Here is an 18,514-nt window from a genome sequence, read left to right on the forward strand (position 1 = left end):
CGAGCGCCTAGGCCTTCTTCATTCGCGGCCTCGATCACCGCGGTCGCGGCAGCCGGCGTGACCTCGGGTGCGGCTTTGACTGAAGCGGAGAACAGTCCCGTGCTAACTTCCCTTTTTGGGCTCCTTGGTGCCGTGCGTCCGGCCGGCCGTACCGATCACCTCGCTGGATTGTCGCAGCGCACCAGCCGGATTCCGCGGCGGCTCGTCGGACATCATGTCGCCGGTCCGCCCGGCCGCCATCGTGTCGAGCACTCCGGGCAGGAGCTTCGCCAGCGTGGTGCCGACGACCGACATGGCCCCGACCTTCTTCTCCCGCGTCGGGTGCTCGGCCGCGTGCAGAATCGCCTCGGCCACGTCTTTCGGCTCGATCATCGGATCGGGCAATTTCGGCTCCCGGTCCAGGTGGTTGGCGGCGTGCTGCGGGAACGGCGTGTCCACAGCCGTCGGCTGGATCAGTGTGACCGCGACCGGCAACTTATCCACGTCCTCCACTTCCAGCCGAAGCACGTCAACGTACCCTTTGATGGCGTGCTTGCTCGCTACGTACATCGCCATGAGTGGGGCAGAGGCGTCGGAGACTTCGCTGCCCACGGTAATGAGCGCCCCGCCTGACTTCAGGTGCGGCAGTGCCACCTGGCAGCCGTACACCGCGCCCCAGAAGTTCACGTCGAAGATGCGGCGGGCGTCGGCGTCCTGATCCGCGTCTGCCCGCGCGTACACACCCAGACCAGCGTTGTTCACCCACGTGTCAATTCGGCCGTACTTTTCGACCGTCGATGCGGCCAGCTTCTCCACCTGTGCGCGGTCGGTTACGTCGCACGAAACAGCGACTGCCTTCCCGCCCTTGGTGGTGATGCGGGCGACGACCTCGTTCAGCGTGTTCCCGCTCCGGGCCGCGAGGACGACCGACGCACCCTTTTCGGCCAGCAGTTCGACCGTCGCTAGGCCGATGCCCGACGACGCGCCGGTGACGACCACCACCTGGTCCTGGATCTTCTTCAGTTTCGTGGACATGGGGTTCCTCTGAATGGAATGGTCACGGCTTGAGGACGACCTTGACGCACCCGTCCTTCTTGTCCCGAAACGTCGTGTACCCCTTCGGGGCGTCGGCCAGCGGGAGCCGGTGGGTAATGATGGCCGACGGGTCGATCTCGCCCTTCCGGATCTTCTCCATCAGCGGCTTCAGGTACCGGTGGACGTGGGTCTGCCCGGTCTTCATGACCAGCGACTTGTTGATGAACGCACCCATCGGCATCTGGTCCACGAATGAGTACACTCCGGGGACCGACACCGTGCCGCCCTTCCGACAGCACATGATCGCTTGCCGCAACGCGGCCGGCCGGTCGGTGCCCAGGCCGACCGCCGCCTTTACCCGGTCCACCACCGCCGGGGTGCTGCCCCAGCCGTGGGCTTCCGCTCCGACCGCGTCGATGCACCGGTCCGGGCCGCGCCCGCCGGTCAGCTCCTGGAGCCGGTCGTACACACTCCCCTCGACTTTCATGAAGTCGATCACTTCCGCCTTCCCGAGCCGCTCGGCCATTTCCAGGCGCTCGGGCACGCAGTCGATGGCGATTACCCGCCCGGCCCCGAACAGCCAGGCGCTCTGAATGCTGAACTGGCCCACGGGACCGCACCCCCACACGGCGACCGTGTCGCCCGGCTCGATGTCGGCTTGCTCGGCGGCCATGTACCCGGTGGGCAAGATGTCGGTGAGGAACAATACCTTCTCGTCCGGTAGCCCGTCGGGAACCTTGTACGGCCCGACGTCGGCGAACGGCACGCGGACGTACTCGGCCTGCCCGCCGGAGAACCCGCCGAGCATGTGCGAGTACCCGAACAGGCCACTGGGTGAATGGCCCATCGCTTCCTCGGCAACCTTGGCGTTCGGGTTGGAATTGTCACAGCAGGAAAAAAGCTGCTTCTTACAGAAGAAGCAGGAGCCGCACGCCATTGTGAACGGGACGACGACGCGGTCGCCCTTCTTCAGATTGGTAACGGCCGAGCCGAGTTCGACCACCTCGCCCATGAACTCGTGGCCGAGGATGTCGCCCGACTCCATCGTCGGCATGTAGCCGTCGAACAGGTGCAGGTCCGACCCGCAAATGGCCGTAGAAGTAACTTTGATGACCGCGTCGCGGGAGCTCTCGATCTTGGGGTCGGGGACGGTATCGACCCGCACGTCGCCCTTGCCGTGCCAGCACAGCGCCTTCATGGATGATCCTCGGCTGGGCTGGGAGTTCCGCGGAAGCGGTGCGCCCCGCAGCCCGACCGGGGTAAGCGGCTCACCTCCGCAACATTTGCGCCCGTGGCACGACATTGGCAGAAACGCGGTTTATCCTGACGCCGCGCGTCCTAATCGGTCCGCAGTGGCTCGAGCCGGCGGCCACGCAACAGCGCGTTTCGGTCGTGTGAGAAGTCGGGTTCTCGGAAAATGCGAACGGCCGGGACAGGAACGAGGCCTCACGGGACGCGAGGCCCCCTCAACGCACCGTTGAGGGGCCGCCACGAGCCAGTAAAATGATCCTTCCGCGCACCGGTCGCACGTTCGATCCTGTGGCCGCACCGTAATGACCCGCCCGGCAGAGGATTCGGTGATTAACAGCGCCCCAGCCAACATCCTGCTCGTCGGCGACCGGCCGGAAAATCTGCTCGCCCTCGAGACCGCGCTCGGCGCCCTCGGCCAGACGCTCGTCCGCGCCGGCTCCGGTGAAGAAGCTCTCCAGCGGGTGCTCGAGGCCGACTTCGCAGTCATTCTCCTCGACGTCCAGATGTCTGGCCTGTCCGGGTTCGAGGTGGCCGAGCAGATCCGCGCCCACGGCCGTGGGCGGCAGGCACTCATCATCTTCTTTGGCTCCGACGCGAGCACCGGCTTCTCAGTCGAGAAAGCATACGCGCTCGGAGCCGTGGACTGCTTGGTTGAACCGCTCATACCCGTCATCCTGCGGGCCAAGGTATCGGTGTTTGTCGAACTGGCCCGCCGTACCCGCGAGGCCAGGCGTGAGCAACTCTGGCGGACGACGCTGGCCAGCATCGGTGACGGCGTCGTCGCCACCGACGCGGCCGGGCACGTCACGTTCCTCAACCCGGTAGCCGAGCACCTCACGGGGTGGCCGACCACCGACGCCCGCGGGCGTTCGCTGACCGAAGTGTTCCGCATCGTCAACGAGACGAGCCGAAAGGAAGTCGAGAACCCGGCCCTGCGGGCGCTCCGGACCGGGACGATCGTCGGGCTGGCGAACCACACGATCCTCATCGCCCGAGACGGCACCGAGCGCCCGATCGACGACTCGGCGGCACCCATCCGGTGGGAGGACGGCGCCGTCGACGGCGCGGTGCTGGTGTTCCGTGACATTACCGAGCGCAAGAGGGCGGAGGCCGTCCAAGCATGGCTCGCAGCCATCGTCGAATCGTCCGACGACGCCATCATCGGCAAGGATCTGGACGGCACCATCCGGTCGTGGAACCGCGGGGCCGAGCGCGTGTTCGGGTACACCGCGGTCGAGGCCGTCGGGAAGTCGATCACCTTCGTCGTCCCGCCCGACCGGCTCGATGAGGAGCGGGGCATTCTGGAGCGCCTGGGGCGAGGCGAGCGGATCGAACACTTCGAGACGCAGCGGGTGCGGAAGGACGGCCGACGACTGGACGTGTCACTGACCATCTCCCCCGTCCGGGACGTCGAGGGTTACATCATCGGGGCGTCCAAGATCGCCCGCGACGTGACCGCCGCCAAACGAGTAGAGCGGGCGCGGACGGCCGCGCTCCAGGCCGGTGAGGTCGGCACGTACCACTGGGACGTTACCGCCGACCGCGTTACCGGGGACCGCAACTTCGTGGCCCTCTTCGGGGTCACTGCGGACGAACACGCCTCCGCCCCGGTGAGCGATTTCCTGGCCGCCATTCACCCCGACGACCGGGGCCGAGTGGGCGCGGAGATCCGGCACACGCTCGACACCGACGCGCCGTTCCGCAGCGAGTACCGGGTGACCGGGCCGACCGGAGAACGGTGGCTGCTCGCGCGCGGGGCGGTCGAGCGGGCCGCGGGTGGTGAGGCGGTCGGGTGGGCCGGGGTAGTGGTAGACATCACTGACCGCAAGCGCGCCGAGGACGCCCTGGCCGCGAGTCGCGCGCGCCTCGACTACGCGGTCCGGGCGTCCGGAATCGGGTTCTGGTACTGCGACTTACCGTTCGACGTGCTCCAGTGGGACGAGCGGGTCAAGGCGCACTTCTGGTTGCCGCCAGAGGCCCGCGTCACGATCGACACGTTCTACGACCGCATCCACCCGGACGACCGCGGCCCGACCCGGGTGGCCATCGAGCGCAGCGTCGCCGCGCGCACCGGGTACGACGTCCACTACCGCACGGTGGACCCGGAGACACGGGCCGAGAAGTGGATCCGGGCGATCGGGGGTACATACTACGACGAGACCGGCGCGCCGAAGCGGTTCGACGGGGTGACCCTGGACGTGACCGACCAGCGCCGGGCCGAGGCCGCGCTCCGCGAGAGCAACGACCGATTCGCCATCGTCGCCCGCGCGACCAACGACGCCGTGTGGGACTGGGACATGCGGACCAATGCCGTGTGGTGGAACGAGGGCGTCGGCGCGCTGTTCGGCTACCGCCCGGGGGACGTGGGGCCGGACGCCACGTGGTGGTACGAGCACATCCACTCGGACGACCGGGAGCGGGTGGTCACCGGGATTCACGCCATCATCGATCACGGTGGCGCGAACTGGTCCGACGAGTACCGGTTCCGGCGGGCCGACGGCACCTACGCTACCGTACTCGACCGCGGGTACGCGATCCACGAAGACGGGAAGACGGTCCGCCTGGTCGGGGCGATGCAGGATGTAACCGAGCGGCGCCGGGCCGAGGAACGGTTGCGCGAGAGCGAGCAGCGGTTCCGGTCTCTGTTCGAGTCGATGGACGAGGGGTACTGCGTGGTCGAACCGGTGCTTGACGGGGCGGGCCGGGCGGTCGACTACCGTTACCTGCTGGTCAACCCGGCCCTCGAAGCCCACACCGGACTGCGAAACGTCGTCGGCAAGACGGCGCGCGAAGTGATGCCCACCCACGAGGGTCACTGGATCGAGGCCTATGCGCGGGTGGCTGAGACCGGCGAGCCGTTCCGCCGAACCGACCGGGTGGCGGACCTCGACCGGTGGTACGACGTGTCCGCGTTCCGGGTCGGCTACCCCGGGGGCCGGCAGGTAGGGGTACTGTTCAACGACATCTCGGACCGCAAACGGTCCGAGGCGCGGTTACGGGAGAAGGACGAACGGTTCCAACTCCTGGTCGACCGGGCGCGTGACTACGCGGTAGTGGTCACCGACCGGGACGGGCGATTAATCGAATGGGCCGGTGGGGCCGAGGGCATCACCGGGTTCGGCCCCGCCGATGTGCTCGGGAAGCCGGCCGACGTGCTTTTTACACCCGAGGACCGGGCGGCCGGAATGCCCGCGAGGGAGATGGAGCAGGCGGCCCGCGAGGGGCGTGCAGAAGACAAGCGGTGGCACGTGCGGAAGGACGGGAGCCAGTTCTTCGCCGACGGGGTTATGGTTCCGTTAAGGGGAGACGACGGGGCACTGCACGGGTTCGGCAAGGTGTTCCGAGACGTGACCGCTCGAAAACGGGCGGAAGAGGCGGTGCAGTTCCTAGTCGATGCCAGCGCTTCGCTGGCCGAGTTGGTGGACTACCAGAGCACTCTCAACCGGATCGCGAACCTGGCCGTCGGTGGGTTCGCCGACTGGTGCGTGGTCGACATGATCGGCGAGGACGGCACGCGCGAGCGGCTGGCGGTCACCGCCGCCGAATCGAATGACGTGTCCTCCGCCCGGAACGCGGACTTGGCGTTCCGCCCGGCGGACGGTGCCGCGGGAGTCGTTCCACACGTTCTGCGAACGGGCGAGCCGGAGGTGGTGCCCGACATAACCGAAACCAACCCAGCTACCGCCCCGCAGGGTCCGGAGCGGCTCGCGAAACTGCGCGATCTGGGCATCCGGTCGTACTTGTGCGTGCCGCTCATATCCCGCGGTCGGGTAATCGGCGGGATAACGTTCCTCAGCTCGTCCCCGCGCCGCCGGTTCGGGCCTGACGAGCTGCGCGTGGCCCAGAACCTGGCCGAGCGGGTGGCCGTCGCGATCGAAAACGCTCAGCTCTACCGCGCCCTCCAGGAGCAGGACCGGCGCAAGGACGAGTTCTTGGCCACGCTCGCGCACGAACTGCGGAACCCGCTCGCCCCGGTCCGCAACGGGGTACAGATCCTGCGCCTGGGCGGGGCGACCGGAGAGGCCGCCGGGCGCGCCCTGACCATGATGGACCGGCAACTCGGGCACATGGCCCACCTGATCGACGACCTGATGGACGTGGCCCGGGTGTCGAGCGGTAAGGTGGCGCTGCGGAAGGAGCTCTTTCCTATCCGGACCGTGGTCGACGCCGCAGTGGAGACGAGCCGGCAAGCGGTGGAAGCCGGTGGACACGAGTTAGTTTTGCGAATCCCGGCCGAGCCGCTTACTCTGAGCGCCGACCGCACCCGACTGGTTCAGGTGTTGGCGAACCTCTTGAACAACGCTGCCAAGTACACGCCCCTGGGCGGGCGAATCGTGCTGTCCGCACAGCGAGATGGGGCCGAAGCGGTGGTCCAGGTGGCGGACACGGGAGTGGGCATCCCGGCAGACATGCTCCCGAAAGTGTTTGAGATGTTCGCCCAGGTGGGCACATCGCTGGAGCGGAGCCAGGGCGGGCTGGGAATCGGGCTGACCCTGGTCAAGCGCCTGGTCGAGATGCACGGTGGGAGCGTGCGCGCGGAGAGCCCCGGGCTCGGCCAAGGGAGCACGTTCACCGTTCGCATGCCACTGGCCGTCATCCCGGCCGAGACTTCGACGACTACGCACGTGGCAGGGACCGGGACCGCGGGGTGCCCGCTCGACATCCTGGTAGTGGACGATAATCGGGACGCGGCCGAGAGCATGGCCATGCTGCTGGAGATACCGGGGCACCGGGTGCGAACCGCACACGACGGCCCTGAAGCTCTTAAATTGCTCGCCACCTTTCGCCCCCAACTCATATTGCTCGATCTCGGGTTGCCAGGGATGAGCGGGTACGAGGTCGCACGCCGCGTCCGCGAGAGTGCAGAACTGCAAGGAATAACGCTGGCCGCACTCACGGGCTGGGGGCAGGACGAGGACCGGCGCCGGACCCGGGAGGCGGGGTTCGACCACCACCTAACGAAACCGGCCGCCCCGGGCGAACTGGACCGCATCGTGGCCGGGGTACAGGCGAGGGGGTGACACACGCAACACGCGCACCTGCAGTTCGGCCACGGGTTCAAAGTGGTCCTCGGGGACGCGCACTCCCAGGCTGCGCAGATGACGCTCGCGCCCGGTGAAGCCGGGGGCGGGCCGGACAATTGCTACGAAGGAACGGACCAGTGGCTCTACGTCACGAGCGGCACCGGCGTGGCCGTTGTCGAAAGTCGGCGGGTAGAACTGAGCGAGGGAACGCTGGTACTGATCCCGCGAGGCGAGCGACACGAGGTCAGGAACACGGGAGACGCGCCGCTCCGGACGCTCAACGTGTACGTGCCCCGGCGTACACGGCCGATGGCGACGAACTACCTGCAGGGAAACCGGATTGAGGACTACTCGCTGAACTCGTCTTCCATCTGCTGCTACACGGGCGTGCCAACGATCTCCTCGAACGTGTCGAGATCTACCGCGTTGGCCTCAGCCATCGGCTTGGGCGATCGGCTGCCAGCACGTTCGAACACCGAGAGTAATCACAGTGCCGTACCGCGAAGCCGAGAAGCACTCTGATAAGGCGTGCTCCACGAGATCGAGAACGATACTGCCCAAACACCGCCCACAAATTCGTACTTCTTTGGAAGGTACGACAAGACCGTGAAGATCGTCGGCCCGGCCGCATACACGCCTCTCGAACATTTCCTATCGTGTGGCGCGCCGCTACACAGAATCACAGTCAACTACATCCCTATCTGCAAACATCGCGCGCCCTTCATGCGGAACTGAATCACCCGCTGCTCGAAATCCTGACACGATCGACTGATCATTGGGAGCGCGATTTGCAACCCGTTCGTCACCCGTTTTTCAACTCGCACCGATATTCCAGCAGGACTACCGATATGACCCAACCGAAGAGCGCTCCGGCCGGGAGCAAAGGTGGCGAAACGCACCAGACCGCGCAGGGCAACACTCCGGTTCTCACCACCCAACAGGGCGTCCCCGTCTCCGACGACCAGAACACGCTCCGAGCCGGTCCGCGCGGGCCGGCGCTGCTCGAGGACTTCCACTTCCGCGAGAAGCTGTTCCACTTCGACCACGAGCGCATCCCCGAGCGCGTGGTCCACGCCCGCGGGTTCGGCGCGCACGGGTACTTCGAGAGCAACGGCGAACTGGAAGCGGTGAGCCGGGCCGCGGTGTTCAAGAAGGGCGAGAAGACGCCCACGTTCGTCCGGTTCTCGACCGTGGCCGGGAGCAAGGGTTCGGCCGACCTCGCGCGCGACGTGCGCGGGTTCGCCACCAAGTTCTACACGAAGGAGGGGAACTGGGATCTCGTCGGCAACAACATCCCGGTGTTCTTCATCCAAGATCCGATGAAGTTCCCGGACATGGTTCACGCCTTCAAGGAGGAGCCGGACCGCGGGTTCCCCCAGGCTGCTACCGCCCACGACAATGCCTGGGACTTCATCTCCCTCACTCCCGAGTCCATGCACATGGTCATGTGGGTGTACTCGGACCGGGGCATCCCGCGCTCGTTCCGGTTCATGGAGGGGTTCGGGGTCCACACGTTCCGCCTCGTGGACGCGGCGGGCAAGCCCACGTTCGTGAAGTTCCACTGGAAGCCCAAGCTCGGGCTCCAGTCGGTGGTCTGGAACGAGGCCGTGAAGATCAACGGGGCCGACCCCGACTTCCACCGGCGCGACCTGTGGGACGCCATCGGCGCGGGCGCGTTCCCGGAATGGGACCTCGGGGTGCAACTGTTCGACGACGCGTTCGCCAAGGCGTTCGAGTTCGATGTGCTCGATCCGACCAAGATCGTCCCCGAGGAGCAGGTGCCGGTGAAGATCGTGGGCCGCATGGTGCTCGACCGCCGGGTGGATAATTTCTTCGCGGAGACCGAGCAGGTCGCGTTCTGCACCCAGAACGTGGTGCCCGGGATCGATTTCACCGACGACCCGCTCCTCCAGGGCCGGAACTTCTCGTATCTCGACACGCAGCTCAAGCGGCTGGGCGGCCCGAACTTCACGCACATCCCGATCAACGCCCCGAAGTGCCCGGTCCTGAACTTCCAACAGGACGGGCACATGGCGATGCGCAACCCCAAGGGGCGCGCCAACTACGAGCCCAACTCGTGGGGCGATGCCGGCGGCCCGCGCGAGGCCCCGGACCGGGGGTACAGGAGCTACCCCGAGCCGGTCGAGGGCACCAAGGTGCGCGCGCGGTCGGAGACGTTCGCGGACCACTACAGTCAGGCCCGACAGTTCTACATCAGCCAGACCCCGATCGAGCAGGCCCACATCGCCAACGCGCTCGTGTTCGAGCTGAGCAAGGTGCAGACCCTCGCGATCCGCGCGCGGATGGTCTCGCACCTGCTGAACATCGACACCGGGCTCGCCGACACAGTGGCCAAGGGGCTGCGGTTGAAGGAGATGCCGAAGCCGGCCCCGGCTGCAAAGATGACGCGCCAAGACCTGAAGCCGTCGGACAAGTTGAGCATCCTCAAGAACGGCCCCAAGAACTTCGCCGGGCGCAAGGTTGGCGCGCTGGTCACCGACGGGGTCGACGCCGAGATACTCGGTGCCCTTAAAAAGACGCTGACCGCCGAGGGCGCGGTGCTCGCACTCGTCGCCCCGGAGGTGGGCGGAGTGAAGGACTCGGCCGGCACCTGGCACGACGCGGACGAGAAGCTCGAGGGCGGACCGTCGGTCCTGTTCGACGCCGTCGTGGTCCTGCCGTCCAAGGACGGAGCGACGGCCCTCGCCCAGTTGCCGGCGGCCCGGGACTTCATCGCCGACGCGACCGCGCACCGGAAGTTCGTGGGGTACTCGGCGGGAGCCGCCGCGCTGTTCGAGAAGGCCGGGGTGGCGCGGGACGAAGGGTTCGTGCCACTGAACAAGGCGGGCGACTGTGACACGTTCGTCGCGGCGTGCCGCAAGCTCCGGTTCTGGGACCGCGCCGCCGCGGAACGGTAACCCGACCTCCATCGGGCCGGGGGCCGCGTCTGGCCTCTGGCCCCACTTCACACCTCTTCGCGTTTTCGTGGGAGTAATCACAATGGCTCACGACCGGCGTTCCGTTCTCGCCACCATCGGGCTGGCGCTCCCGTTCGGCCTCGGCCCTCGGTTGACTGCGGCAACGCCCGCAGCCGGTCCGGTGCCCGCGCTCCGCTTCCGCCCGTTCGAGGAAGCCGTGCGCGAAGCGTTCGCGTCAGGAACGCACTTGCCATCCGTAACCATTCCGGGCGAGGCGCTATGCCACCGTATCGAAATCGGACACGCCGAGGAACTCCTTATGGACGTCCAGGGGTGCTGTAACGACCGGCCGTTCGCGGGGTTCCCGGCGGGGCACCTGCGGATCGTGCGGTTCGGTTCCGGCCCCGGCTCGATCGTTCACGGGGTCCGCTTGTATGTGGCCACGGTCGATGTCGCGCTGGTCGGAGCGCGAGAGGGTACGTTCCCGGGGCGCCCGCTGAACTTCGCCCTGATTCCCCCCGCGCCGATCCTCGTCGCGAAGAAGCTGGCCGATAACGACAACGTCCCAGGCCCCGAGCGCGATCGTCGGGGGGGCGAATGACCGGCTCGGGCCGCGGCATCGGCCGCTAGGACTTGTTGGCCCGGAACACGGACTCGAGCTCGGCCCATGAGATGGCCCCGTCGCCGTCCCGGTCCACCTCGCCCATGATCTCGTTCGCCCACGTCGATCGGATGTGTGCCACCCGATCGCTTCTCGACGCCCAACCCACGTCTCACCCGCCGGGTGTTCATCGAGAATCAAACCCTGGATGGTTATTGGGTACGTTGTTTACGACGGTTTGGGCCGCGGCGACGTTCAGTTGTGCGAGGATCGCTGGGGCACGGAGCTGGCGCACCCGGGCTAACTCGCGCACGGCTTCAGTGAACCGCTTCTGTGCGTGACCCAACGCGCGGTCCAGGTACTCGAACCCTTTTTCACTCGTCGGCGGGCGAATCGCGAGTTCCAGTTCCAGCGCGTGCGTTGTGATCCACCCGTTGAGAACCCGGCGCACGAGCAATTCTTCGAGCGCGGTCGGATTCGTTCCGAGGAGTTCGGTGCGCATGGCGCTGATGTGCTCGGTGATCGCGGTTTCCCAGATCGGGTCACCGCCCGCGGCTTTGCGGATCAACTGCCGGGTCGCTTGACGCCCCAAGTTCCCGAACGAATCCACCCACCGGCGCTCCCGGAGCAGTGTACCGACCTTCCCTTTGGCCTCAGCGTCCCCAGCCCGGGCCTTCGCGAACAACGCGAGCGCTTGGGCGTCGTTCTCGGGTGCCTCGAACCGGATGAGGGGCTTCGGTCCCTCGGTGCCGTGCTTCAACTTCTCGAGCGCGTTCTTCAGGTGCGTCAGTTCGCGCGACATGCGCCATTCTCCCCGATTGTGCTTGTGGTACCCCAGTGCGTAAAGCGTGCCCTCGGTCAGCGTGCGCAGGTCGGCGTTGGCGGAAGCGGTCGCGTGGAGCAGGTCGTCGATTCGATCCCGGAACGCGGTGTGTGCGTCGCGAAGAAGCCGGCGCCGTTCCGCGGCGCGAGCCTGAAGTTGCTCAAGTTGGCATGCCAGGAGCACGCCCGTCCCGAACCGATCGTCGGCACCGAGGTACTCCTTGACCGGCTTCCCGTTCACACGGCGGTTCCGGTACAGGTATCGGTGCCCGCCGTGTCGTACCTCCCAGCCCATTTTTGCTCCCGGTGTGTACTACGTTCTGCGCAAATGCCCCGCTGCCCGCTCGATCAATTCATTCAAGGGCCTATTGCTCTGTCTTCGTGCCTGCGAGCAGTAAGTGAGCAAGGGTGCGTCGCTCGACAGGCGTTAAGCACTCGGTTAGTGTCAACAAAGCGGTCACGAGTGCGGAAGGGATAGCCTCGGATATGTCCGTGCAAACTATGTGCAAATTCACAGACGAGATCTGTTGAAGTGCAGTGATTTCTTGGAAATCAGTTGCGCTGTCAGAGGACTGTCGATCCGGTGGTTGCGGGTTCGAGTCCCGTCGTCCTCGCTAAACAGAAATCCCGCAAGGATAAGCACTTGCGGAGTTTTTCGTTTCCCGATTTCTGCCCGAATCTGCCCCGCCGCCGAGAATCCCCCTCAAATAAAAACGCTCCCCGGCAATCCCCCTCGTTCCCTGTGAGTCCCCGCCAAACTCGGCGGCGAGTGGCGACGGAAAGCCGGCGGTGAATCAACCCGCCTTCGGAACTTCGGGCGGTGCAGGTACGGTCGGTACCCGCGTGGTCCCGGCGATGGCGGTGAGGGCTTCGTCGGCGACCGCCGTCTCGTCCAGGGCAATGTAGTGCGCGCGCATGGTCATCGGGTTGTACCCGAACGCCATCGCCGCCATCTCCAGGGGGGATGCCGAGCTTCCGTGCCTCGGCCACCGCCCGGCGGAAATCGTGCGCCTTGACCCGCTGCCGGTCGGGTGGACGGCGTTGAAGTCGGCCAGTTCGTCCTGAAGCCACCACTTGAGCCGGTTGAGGGAGAATTCGGGCTCTCCGACGTTTTCTCGGCCCAACGGGGAATCGGGCACTGAACCGTGGGCACGAAAATGACACGGTCGAGAGGAACAGGGGCCTTGGTCGTTTGGCCGGGGTCGGATGGTACCACCTACGGGATTTTCAAAAAAGTTGGCTCATGAGGCGGGTGCCCCTATTGTTTGGGTCGGTTCTTGTTAAGCGGCGTTCCAGAGTAATTGTCGTTAATTTATTTGATTGATTGCTCGGAGTTTAACCAACGGGCCAGCATGTTCGACCCGCCAACGCGCGCCGGTCCGCTTCATTCGCAGATTCAACAACTGTTTGATCCCCCCTTCCACCGCCCCACTGCCGATACTTCGACCCGGCGCAAAGCGCTCCGCATAACCCGACCGCGTCGGGTGCTTCGCCGCATACGCCGCCAGGTCCAACAGCGGCTCCATTGAAGTCGCCGTCGAGAGCTCCGCAAACGCTCCCCCCAACCAGCGCTCGAAGCCCGATTTCCCCTCCCGTAGCACCGCTCGCCGCGCCGGCGCGCACCGGGTTCGGATCACCTCCTCACTCCCGCCCATCCCCTTCATCGCTCTGCCACCGTGCTCCAACAGGTGGTAAATATCCAACACCCCCGCCGCTTGCGGGAGGTGGTCCGAAGCGAGATTCCAAATCCATTCCGCCCCATCGCCCAGCACCGTCACCGAGGGGTGCGTCGTGACGTTCAGTCGATCCGATTCCCGACGCAACCGGTGCCCGAAATGCTCGGCCTCTTCGATGGCGGCAACCACCGCCCGAACGGTCGGCGACGGAAGGTCGCGTTGATCCCATTCGTCGGGCGTGGCGCCCGAACCCGGCTTCCGCTTCAAAAAAAGCCGCACTTCACATCCCGCCACCCCGTGAGCGTGTACCTTGCCCGCATCGATCAACACGTCGATCTCCCCGTCGGCCTTCTCGAACGGCATCGCGTCGTTCCGTTCGGGGCGTTGGTCCGCCACCCGTCGGGCTTCGGCGTGGGTGGTCTGGCGAATCACGTCGTCATCCACCTCCCAACCGCAGAACTCGGCCCGCACCTGTTGGGCGCGGGCAAAAGAGTGGTCGATCCCCGCGAGCGTGACCAAGCGCCGGGCGTGCCGGGTGAGTAACCCATCCACGCCCAACAGTTCATCGGCGGGGAACAGCCCGCCCTGCGCCGGATCCCAAAGGTAGGGGCGATGCACATTGACCGGCCCCAGGGCCGTGGTCGCGCCCCGGCGCGTCTTCCCTTTGGAGCGATAGTCGGGGACTTTTTGGGGGAGGTGTCGATGCGGGCCTGAAGGGTGCCCGCGAGGTTCTCGCGGAGGAGTTTGCGACCCCGTTCGAGGGCGAAGAGTTCGCACGTGTCCAGAACGGTGCCGGGAGCAGCGGTGGCTCCCAAACGATTCCGTTCCTGAACGTAGGCGATCGCCCGCTCGTACTGCAGGCGCTCGGCTTCGGTGGTGTATTCGACGGTCAGCGTGAGCTCAACACCGCCCCAAACAATAGGCACCCCGTCGACGGTTGAAGGGGCGATGGTGTACACGGACGAGTGGAACGGGTACGCCCGGTTAGCTCGGAACAACCGCGGGCGCGCGACGGTGAACCACGCCCCCGGTCAACGGGAGCGGGCTCGAGATGACGACGGGGACGGGATTCGCGAAGTGCATGACAACACGCGCGAAGGATTGTGGACCGCGCTGCGCACCTTCCGAGGGATTAGCAAGCACTACCTCGACCAGTACGTCGCCATCTTTCAGTGGGCCTACAACCTCAAAGAAGCCGTACCGGACACACTGAGAATTATCCTCCGGATCACCTCTGATGCCTCATGAGCCGCAAGAGTTAGTGAACGGCATCGAGGCCGGCGGGCTGAGGCGATGATTCCCGGTCGGAAGAACCGAACCGTGCAACGAGACATCGGCAGGGACCGGTACAAGGATCGCAACTCGGTCGAGCGGTTCTGGTCGAAGGCCAACTACCGGCTCCAGCTTTGGTAACGCACCCTCCGCTTGCTCTGTGCCTCTAACCGTATATGAGCCGACCAATTGGAACCGCTGAGGAACTGGAACGCCGCCGTAAGCGGGCCGTGCAAGCCGTAGCCGACGGTCAATCCCGAAAGACCGTCGCCCAGGTGCTGGGCGTTCACATCAAGACTATTTCCCGGTGGGTGCGCGCCGCGCGGGAGCCGGGTGGCTTGGCTGCCAAGCCCCAATCCGGACCGGCACCCGGACTGAGCGACGACGACCTCCGGACGTTGGAGGCCTTACTAGTCCGGGGAGCCAAGGCCAACGGATGGCACAACGAGTTGTGGACCGCCGCGCGGGTCGCACGGCTGATCGAGCACCACTTCCGGATCGAGTATCACCCCGAGCACGTGCGCAAGATCCTCAAGCGGCGCCTCGGGTGGACCAGTCAGAAGCCCCGGCGCAAGGCCCGCGAGCGCAACGACAAGGAGGTGGCCCGATGGGTCGCCGACGAGTTCCCCCGGATCGTCCGGGAAACGTTCGGGCGCAAGGCGTACTACGTGTTCCTCGACGAGTCCGGGTTCTTCCTGACCCCGACCGTCCGGCGCACGCTGGCCCCACGGGGGAAGACGCCGGTGTTGAGCGCCTGGGACCGGCGGGACAAGTGGTCGGCCATCAGTTGCATCACACTCCGCCCGGTGGTCGGGCGCCCGGGCCTGTACTTCGAGTTGCTCGACCACAACGTTCACGGCGAGGACATGGTCGCGTTCCTGAAGACGTTGCACCGGCGGTTGGGTCCGCTGACGGTGATTTGGGACCGAAACCCGATCCACTCGAAATCGAAGGCGGTCCAGGCGTGGCTGGCGGAGCACCCGGGCGTGGTGGTGGAGGACTTCCCCGGCTACGTCCCGGAGTTGAACCCGGACGAGGGCGTCTGGGGTTGGACCAAGTACGGTCGATTGGCAAACCTAGCGGCCAACGACAAGCAGGAGCTCTGGGATCATGTGGTCGAGGAGCTGATCACCGTAAAACATCGACCGGACCTGTTGAGAGCGTTCATCGAAGAAACGCGACTACCCGGCTTAACACTCACTGCTTGATTGGGAACGTTCCCCACGCGGGAACCGGTAATATCGCTGTGTTGTCACCCGCTACGAGAAGACCGCCCGCAACCTCCGCGCATTCGTTCACGGGATTGAAATTCGTCGGCAGAAACCGGCTACGGGAAGAATTGACCGTTCCACACGATTCGGCACGAATTGTTGCGTGCGCCGAGTCATAAAGGTGCTCGTTTTTTCGCGATCTGCTTGAGACGGGTTTCGTCACTCCCGTGGAATGCGGGCCAGCTTCCGCTTCACTTCATCAAGCCGCCCGTCTTGCCTTCCGCGTGCCGAGGGTCGGAGGTCCGCTTCGTACAGTTCTTTGGCCTTCTCCCAGGCGCCCTTGGCTTTCGGCTTCTCGTCTAACCGGAACAGGACGTCGCCCAGGTGATCCCAGACAGTCGCGTCCGTGTCTCCACCGAAGAGAGTGAGTGCCTTTTCCAGTTCGGCCCGCGCGTCCACGAACTTGCCCTGGCGGAAAAGAACCCAACCCAAACTGTCGCGGTACGCGGCGCTATCCGATTCGACGCTGCCGGACTTCCGGCGCTCGATGCGGTCCAGTTCGATCGCATGTCGGACGAGGCGCTCGGCTTCATCAAGGTTGCGCCCTTGTTCCGCCAGGTGGTAGCCCAAATCGTTGCACGCGGTCGCGTCGTCCGCGTCGTCGTCGAGGATCGCTCGCAAGAGTGCTTCGGCCTCAGTCGATTTCTTCGCGCCCCAATAGGCCCCCGATTGTGCGTACCGCACTTTCGGCCGATCGCTCGGTGAATCGAATTCTTCGGTGAGTTTTTTACCGTAGTCGATGGCGTCGTTCCACTGGCCGAGAATGCGCAGTACCCGGTGCTTCCCCAACCGCACCGCGAGGCGATCCGTGTCGGCGGCTTGCAGAATCGCTTTGTCCGCGGTGGCGATGGCCGCGCTCGCTTTACCTTGCTCGGCCAGGGCGCGGGCGAGATGGTAGTTGAAGAACACGGGCGCGATCTGGATGCCCGGCGAGTCCAATCCGTCGCGGCACACGGTTTCTACTTCGCCCGGCTTCCCCGCGAACCACAGCACCTCAATGAGCGCCGAGTACGCATCGACCTGCGACTCCTTCGGGGCGCGGAGCGCGGCCTGACGGTATTGTGCGGCGGCGAGGTCGAGTCGATGGTGCCGGCTCGCGAGTGTGCCCAGGAAGTAGTACGTGCCGTGGTTCCGCTTGGTGCCGGCGCGGAGTTCCTCGGCGGCAGCACGCAGCAGCGCGGAAACGCCGGCCGCGTCGTTTTGGAACGCATCGGCGATGGCTCGCGCCTTCTCCGCCGCGAACGCCTTCGCTTCGGCCGTGACGGGCGCCTCGGGCTTGTCTTTCTTCTTCTCTTCGAGGAGCACGAACGAGCGATCGAGGTCCGCAATGATCTCTCCCGGCCGGCGCGTGTCGAGGTGCGCGCGCACCATGACGGCGATCACTTTCGGATCGGCCGTGAGACCCGTCAGCGCCTTGAACAGTTCGTCCGCCTCGCGCCGCGAAGCCGGGTCGCTCGCCATTTCCGCCGCGAGGACCGCGACGAGCGAGCGGTTCTTTTCGTCGCGCTCGGCCAATTTTCGCAGTTGCGGAACGACGTCGTCGCTACGATTGGCGGCACGGAGCAGTTTCGCGAACCGCTGGTACGGTTCCGGCGCTTGGGGCCGCAGCTTAAGGAAATCTTCGAGGTGCTTGAGTGCGGTCGTGGCGTCACCCTGGGCCTGGAGCGCGCCCGAGAGGTTCCAGTTCAGCCGCGCGGCGCTGAGCGCGTCGTCGGCCTTCTTGGGGTCCGCGAAGAGCTTGGCCGCGTCGGTGTATGCCTCGACCGCCGAAGCGAACTTTCGGCGCTTCACGAGCAGATGCCCCAGTTGTTCGAGGCAGTCAGCGGCCTCGGAATCGGCCTCCTTCGGCGTGAACGCGGCCAGCGCGACGACCGCCGCGCGCCCCTCGGTGACGAGGCCCACTGCTTTGCGGAGCGCGGCTTCGGCCGTGGGGAGCTCCTGAGCCTTCTCACTGAGCGCGGCGAGATCGCGGAAGGCACGGACCGCTTTCTCCGGGCGCTCGGTGAGGGCTTTGCTCTGGCACGCGAGCTTGACCGCGATCAGTGCGCCTTCGGTTTCGCCCACGTTGGAGAGTACGCGCCCCAGGAGGAGGGCGGTATCGTAGTCGTCCGGGTCTTTGTCGATGATCTTGCGCGCGAGTTTAATGGCTTCCGGGTCGCGCCCGAGTTGAGCGTAGAGTTTGGCGAGTTCCCGGAGCGGTTCGACCGCGTCCGGGTCTTGTTTGGCGGCGGCTTCGAGTTGTTTGGCGGCGGTCAGCAGGCGCTCGCGGCGCAGGTTCCAGATGCCCGCGCCGAATCGCGCGAGCGCGTCGCGGTGGGCCTCGGTCATCCCCGGCGCAGCGGGTTCGGCCGATACACACAGCACGGCACCGACAAACAAGCTCGCGACCATAGCGATTCTCGCTGCGTAGGGAACGCGCCCGCAAGTCGCTGGATAATAGCCGCGATCGGTCCGCGTGCCAACGCGAACACCGAGCGCTTCGGTCGCGAAACCCGTGCGATGAAGGAGCCGCAAACGAGCCCCTGGCGAAACCGGTCAAATCGGGGAACAATAGGGATCGCGAGAACCTCGGTGAGCGGCGCGCTTTCACGAACACATTCCGTTGTCCCGTCTCGAAGGGGCATCTAAAGTGAGCGTGGTGGAAGCGGCGCACCCCGAATGCGGG

12 protein-coding genes and 1 pseudogene are annotated in these 18,514 nt (G+C 65.8%); 6 read left to right on the forward strand and 7 right to left on the reverse strand.

Annotation, left to right across the window (positions count from 1 at the left end; translation table 11 throughout):
* Positions 1-102: 102 nt before the first annotated feature.
* Positions 103-1,014 (reverse strand): SDR family oxidoreductase, encoded by a 912-nt coding sequence (locus tag VT84_RS02920; protein WP_082838437.1) that lies wholly within the window; start codon positions 1,012-1,014, stop codon positions 103-105.
* 22 nt (positions 1,015-1,036) lie between these two features.
* Positions 1,037-2,212, reverse strand: a complete 1,176-nt coding sequence (locus VT84_RS02925) for a zinc-dependent alcohol dehydrogenase (protein WP_082838438.1) — start codon at positions 2,210-2,212, stop codon at positions 1,037-1,039.
* A 379-nt stretch (positions 2,213-2,591) separates the two neighbouring features.
* Between VT84_RS02925 and VT84_RS40430 the strand changes: the two genes are divergently transcribed.
* From VT84_RS40430 to VT84_RS02945, 4 genes and pseudogenes are all read left to right on the forward strand, one after another.
* Positions 2,592-7,286 (forward strand): PAS domain S-box protein, encoded by a 4,695-nt coding sequence (locus VT84_RS40430; protein ID WP_239465648.1) that lies wholly within the window; start codon positions 2,592-2,594, stop codon positions 7,284-7,286.
* A gap of 18 nt (positions 7,287-7,304) precedes the next feature.
* Positions 7,305-7,633: pseudogene (locus VT84_RS42100) on the forward strand (cupin domain-containing protein).
* Positions 7,634-8,137: 504 nt separating this feature from the next.
* Entirely contained in the window at positions 8,138-10,207 is a 2,070-nt protein-coding gene (locus VT84_RS02940) for a catalase (protein WP_082838440.1), read from the forward strand.
* Positions 10,208-10,289: 82 nt separating this feature from the next.
* Positions 10,290-10,808, forward strand: coding sequence for a hypothetical protein (locus VT84_RS02945; protein WP_082838441.1), 519 nt, complete (start codon positions 10,290-10,292; stop codon positions 10,806-10,808).
* A gap of 25 nt (positions 10,809-10,833) precedes the next feature.
* On the opposite strand, the gene VT84_RS40435 is transcribed toward VT84_RS02945, so the two are convergent.
* The 4 genes from VT84_RS40435 to VT84_RS02960 form a co-directional block, all read right to left on the reverse strand.
* On the reverse strand, positions 10,834-10,950 hold the full coding sequence (locus VT84_RS40435) for an EF-hand domain-containing protein (RefSeq protein ID WP_239465652.1): 117 nt from the start codon (positions 10,948-10,950) through the stop codon (positions 10,834-10,836).
* A gap of 45 nt (positions 10,951-10,995) precedes the next feature.
* Positions 10,996-11,925: a hypothetical protein gene (locus VT84_RS02950; RefSeq protein WP_082838442.1), complete on the reverse strand. Its 930-nt coding sequence runs from the start codon at positions 11,923-11,925 to the stop codon at positions 10,996-10,998.
* A gap of 499 nt (positions 11,926-12,424) precedes the next feature.
* Complete coding sequence (locus VT84_RS37995; protein ID WP_157469127.1) at positions 12,425-12,574, reverse strand: hypothetical protein; 150 nt, start codon at positions 12,572-12,574, stop codon at positions 12,425-12,427.
* Positions 12,575-12,937: 363 nt separating this feature from the next.
* The gene (locus VT84_RS02960) at positions 12,938-13,924 is read right to left on the reverse strand and encodes a hypothetical protein (protein ID WP_082838444.1); all 987 of its coding nucleotides are present in this window, start codon (positions 13,922-13,924) and stop codon (positions 12,938-12,940) included.
* A gap of 276 nt (positions 13,925-14,200) precedes the next feature.
* Here VT84_RS02960 and VT84_RS02965 point away from each other — a divergent pair, with 276 nt between their 5' ends.
* Positions 14,201-14,554 (forward strand): transposase, encoded by a 354-nt coding sequence (locus tag VT84_RS02965; protein WP_157469129.1) that lies wholly within the window; start codon positions 14,201-14,203, stop codon positions 14,552-14,554.
* A gap of 200 nt (positions 14,555-14,754) precedes the next feature.
* On the forward strand, positions 14,755-15,786 hold the full coding sequence (locus VT84_RS02970) for an IS630 family transposase (RefSeq protein ID WP_157469131.1): 1,032 nt from the start codon (positions 14,755-14,757) through the stop codon (positions 15,784-15,786).
* Positions 15,787-16,008: 222 nt separating this feature from the next.
* On the opposite strand, the gene VT84_RS02975 is transcribed toward VT84_RS02970, so the two are convergent.
* The gene (locus VT84_RS02975; protein WP_082838446.1) at positions 16,009-18,240 is read right to left on the reverse strand and encodes a tetratricopeptide repeat protein; all 2,232 of its coding nucleotides are present in this window, start codon (positions 18,238-18,240) and stop codon (positions 16,009-16,011) included.
* Between the last annotated feature and the right edge of the window lie 274 nt (positions 18,241-18,514).

The organism is Gemmata sp. SH-PL17, assembly GCF_001610855.1.
Classification (GTDB): Bacteria; Planctomycetota; Planctomycetia; order Gemmatales; family Gemmataceae; genus Gemmata; species Gemmata massiliana.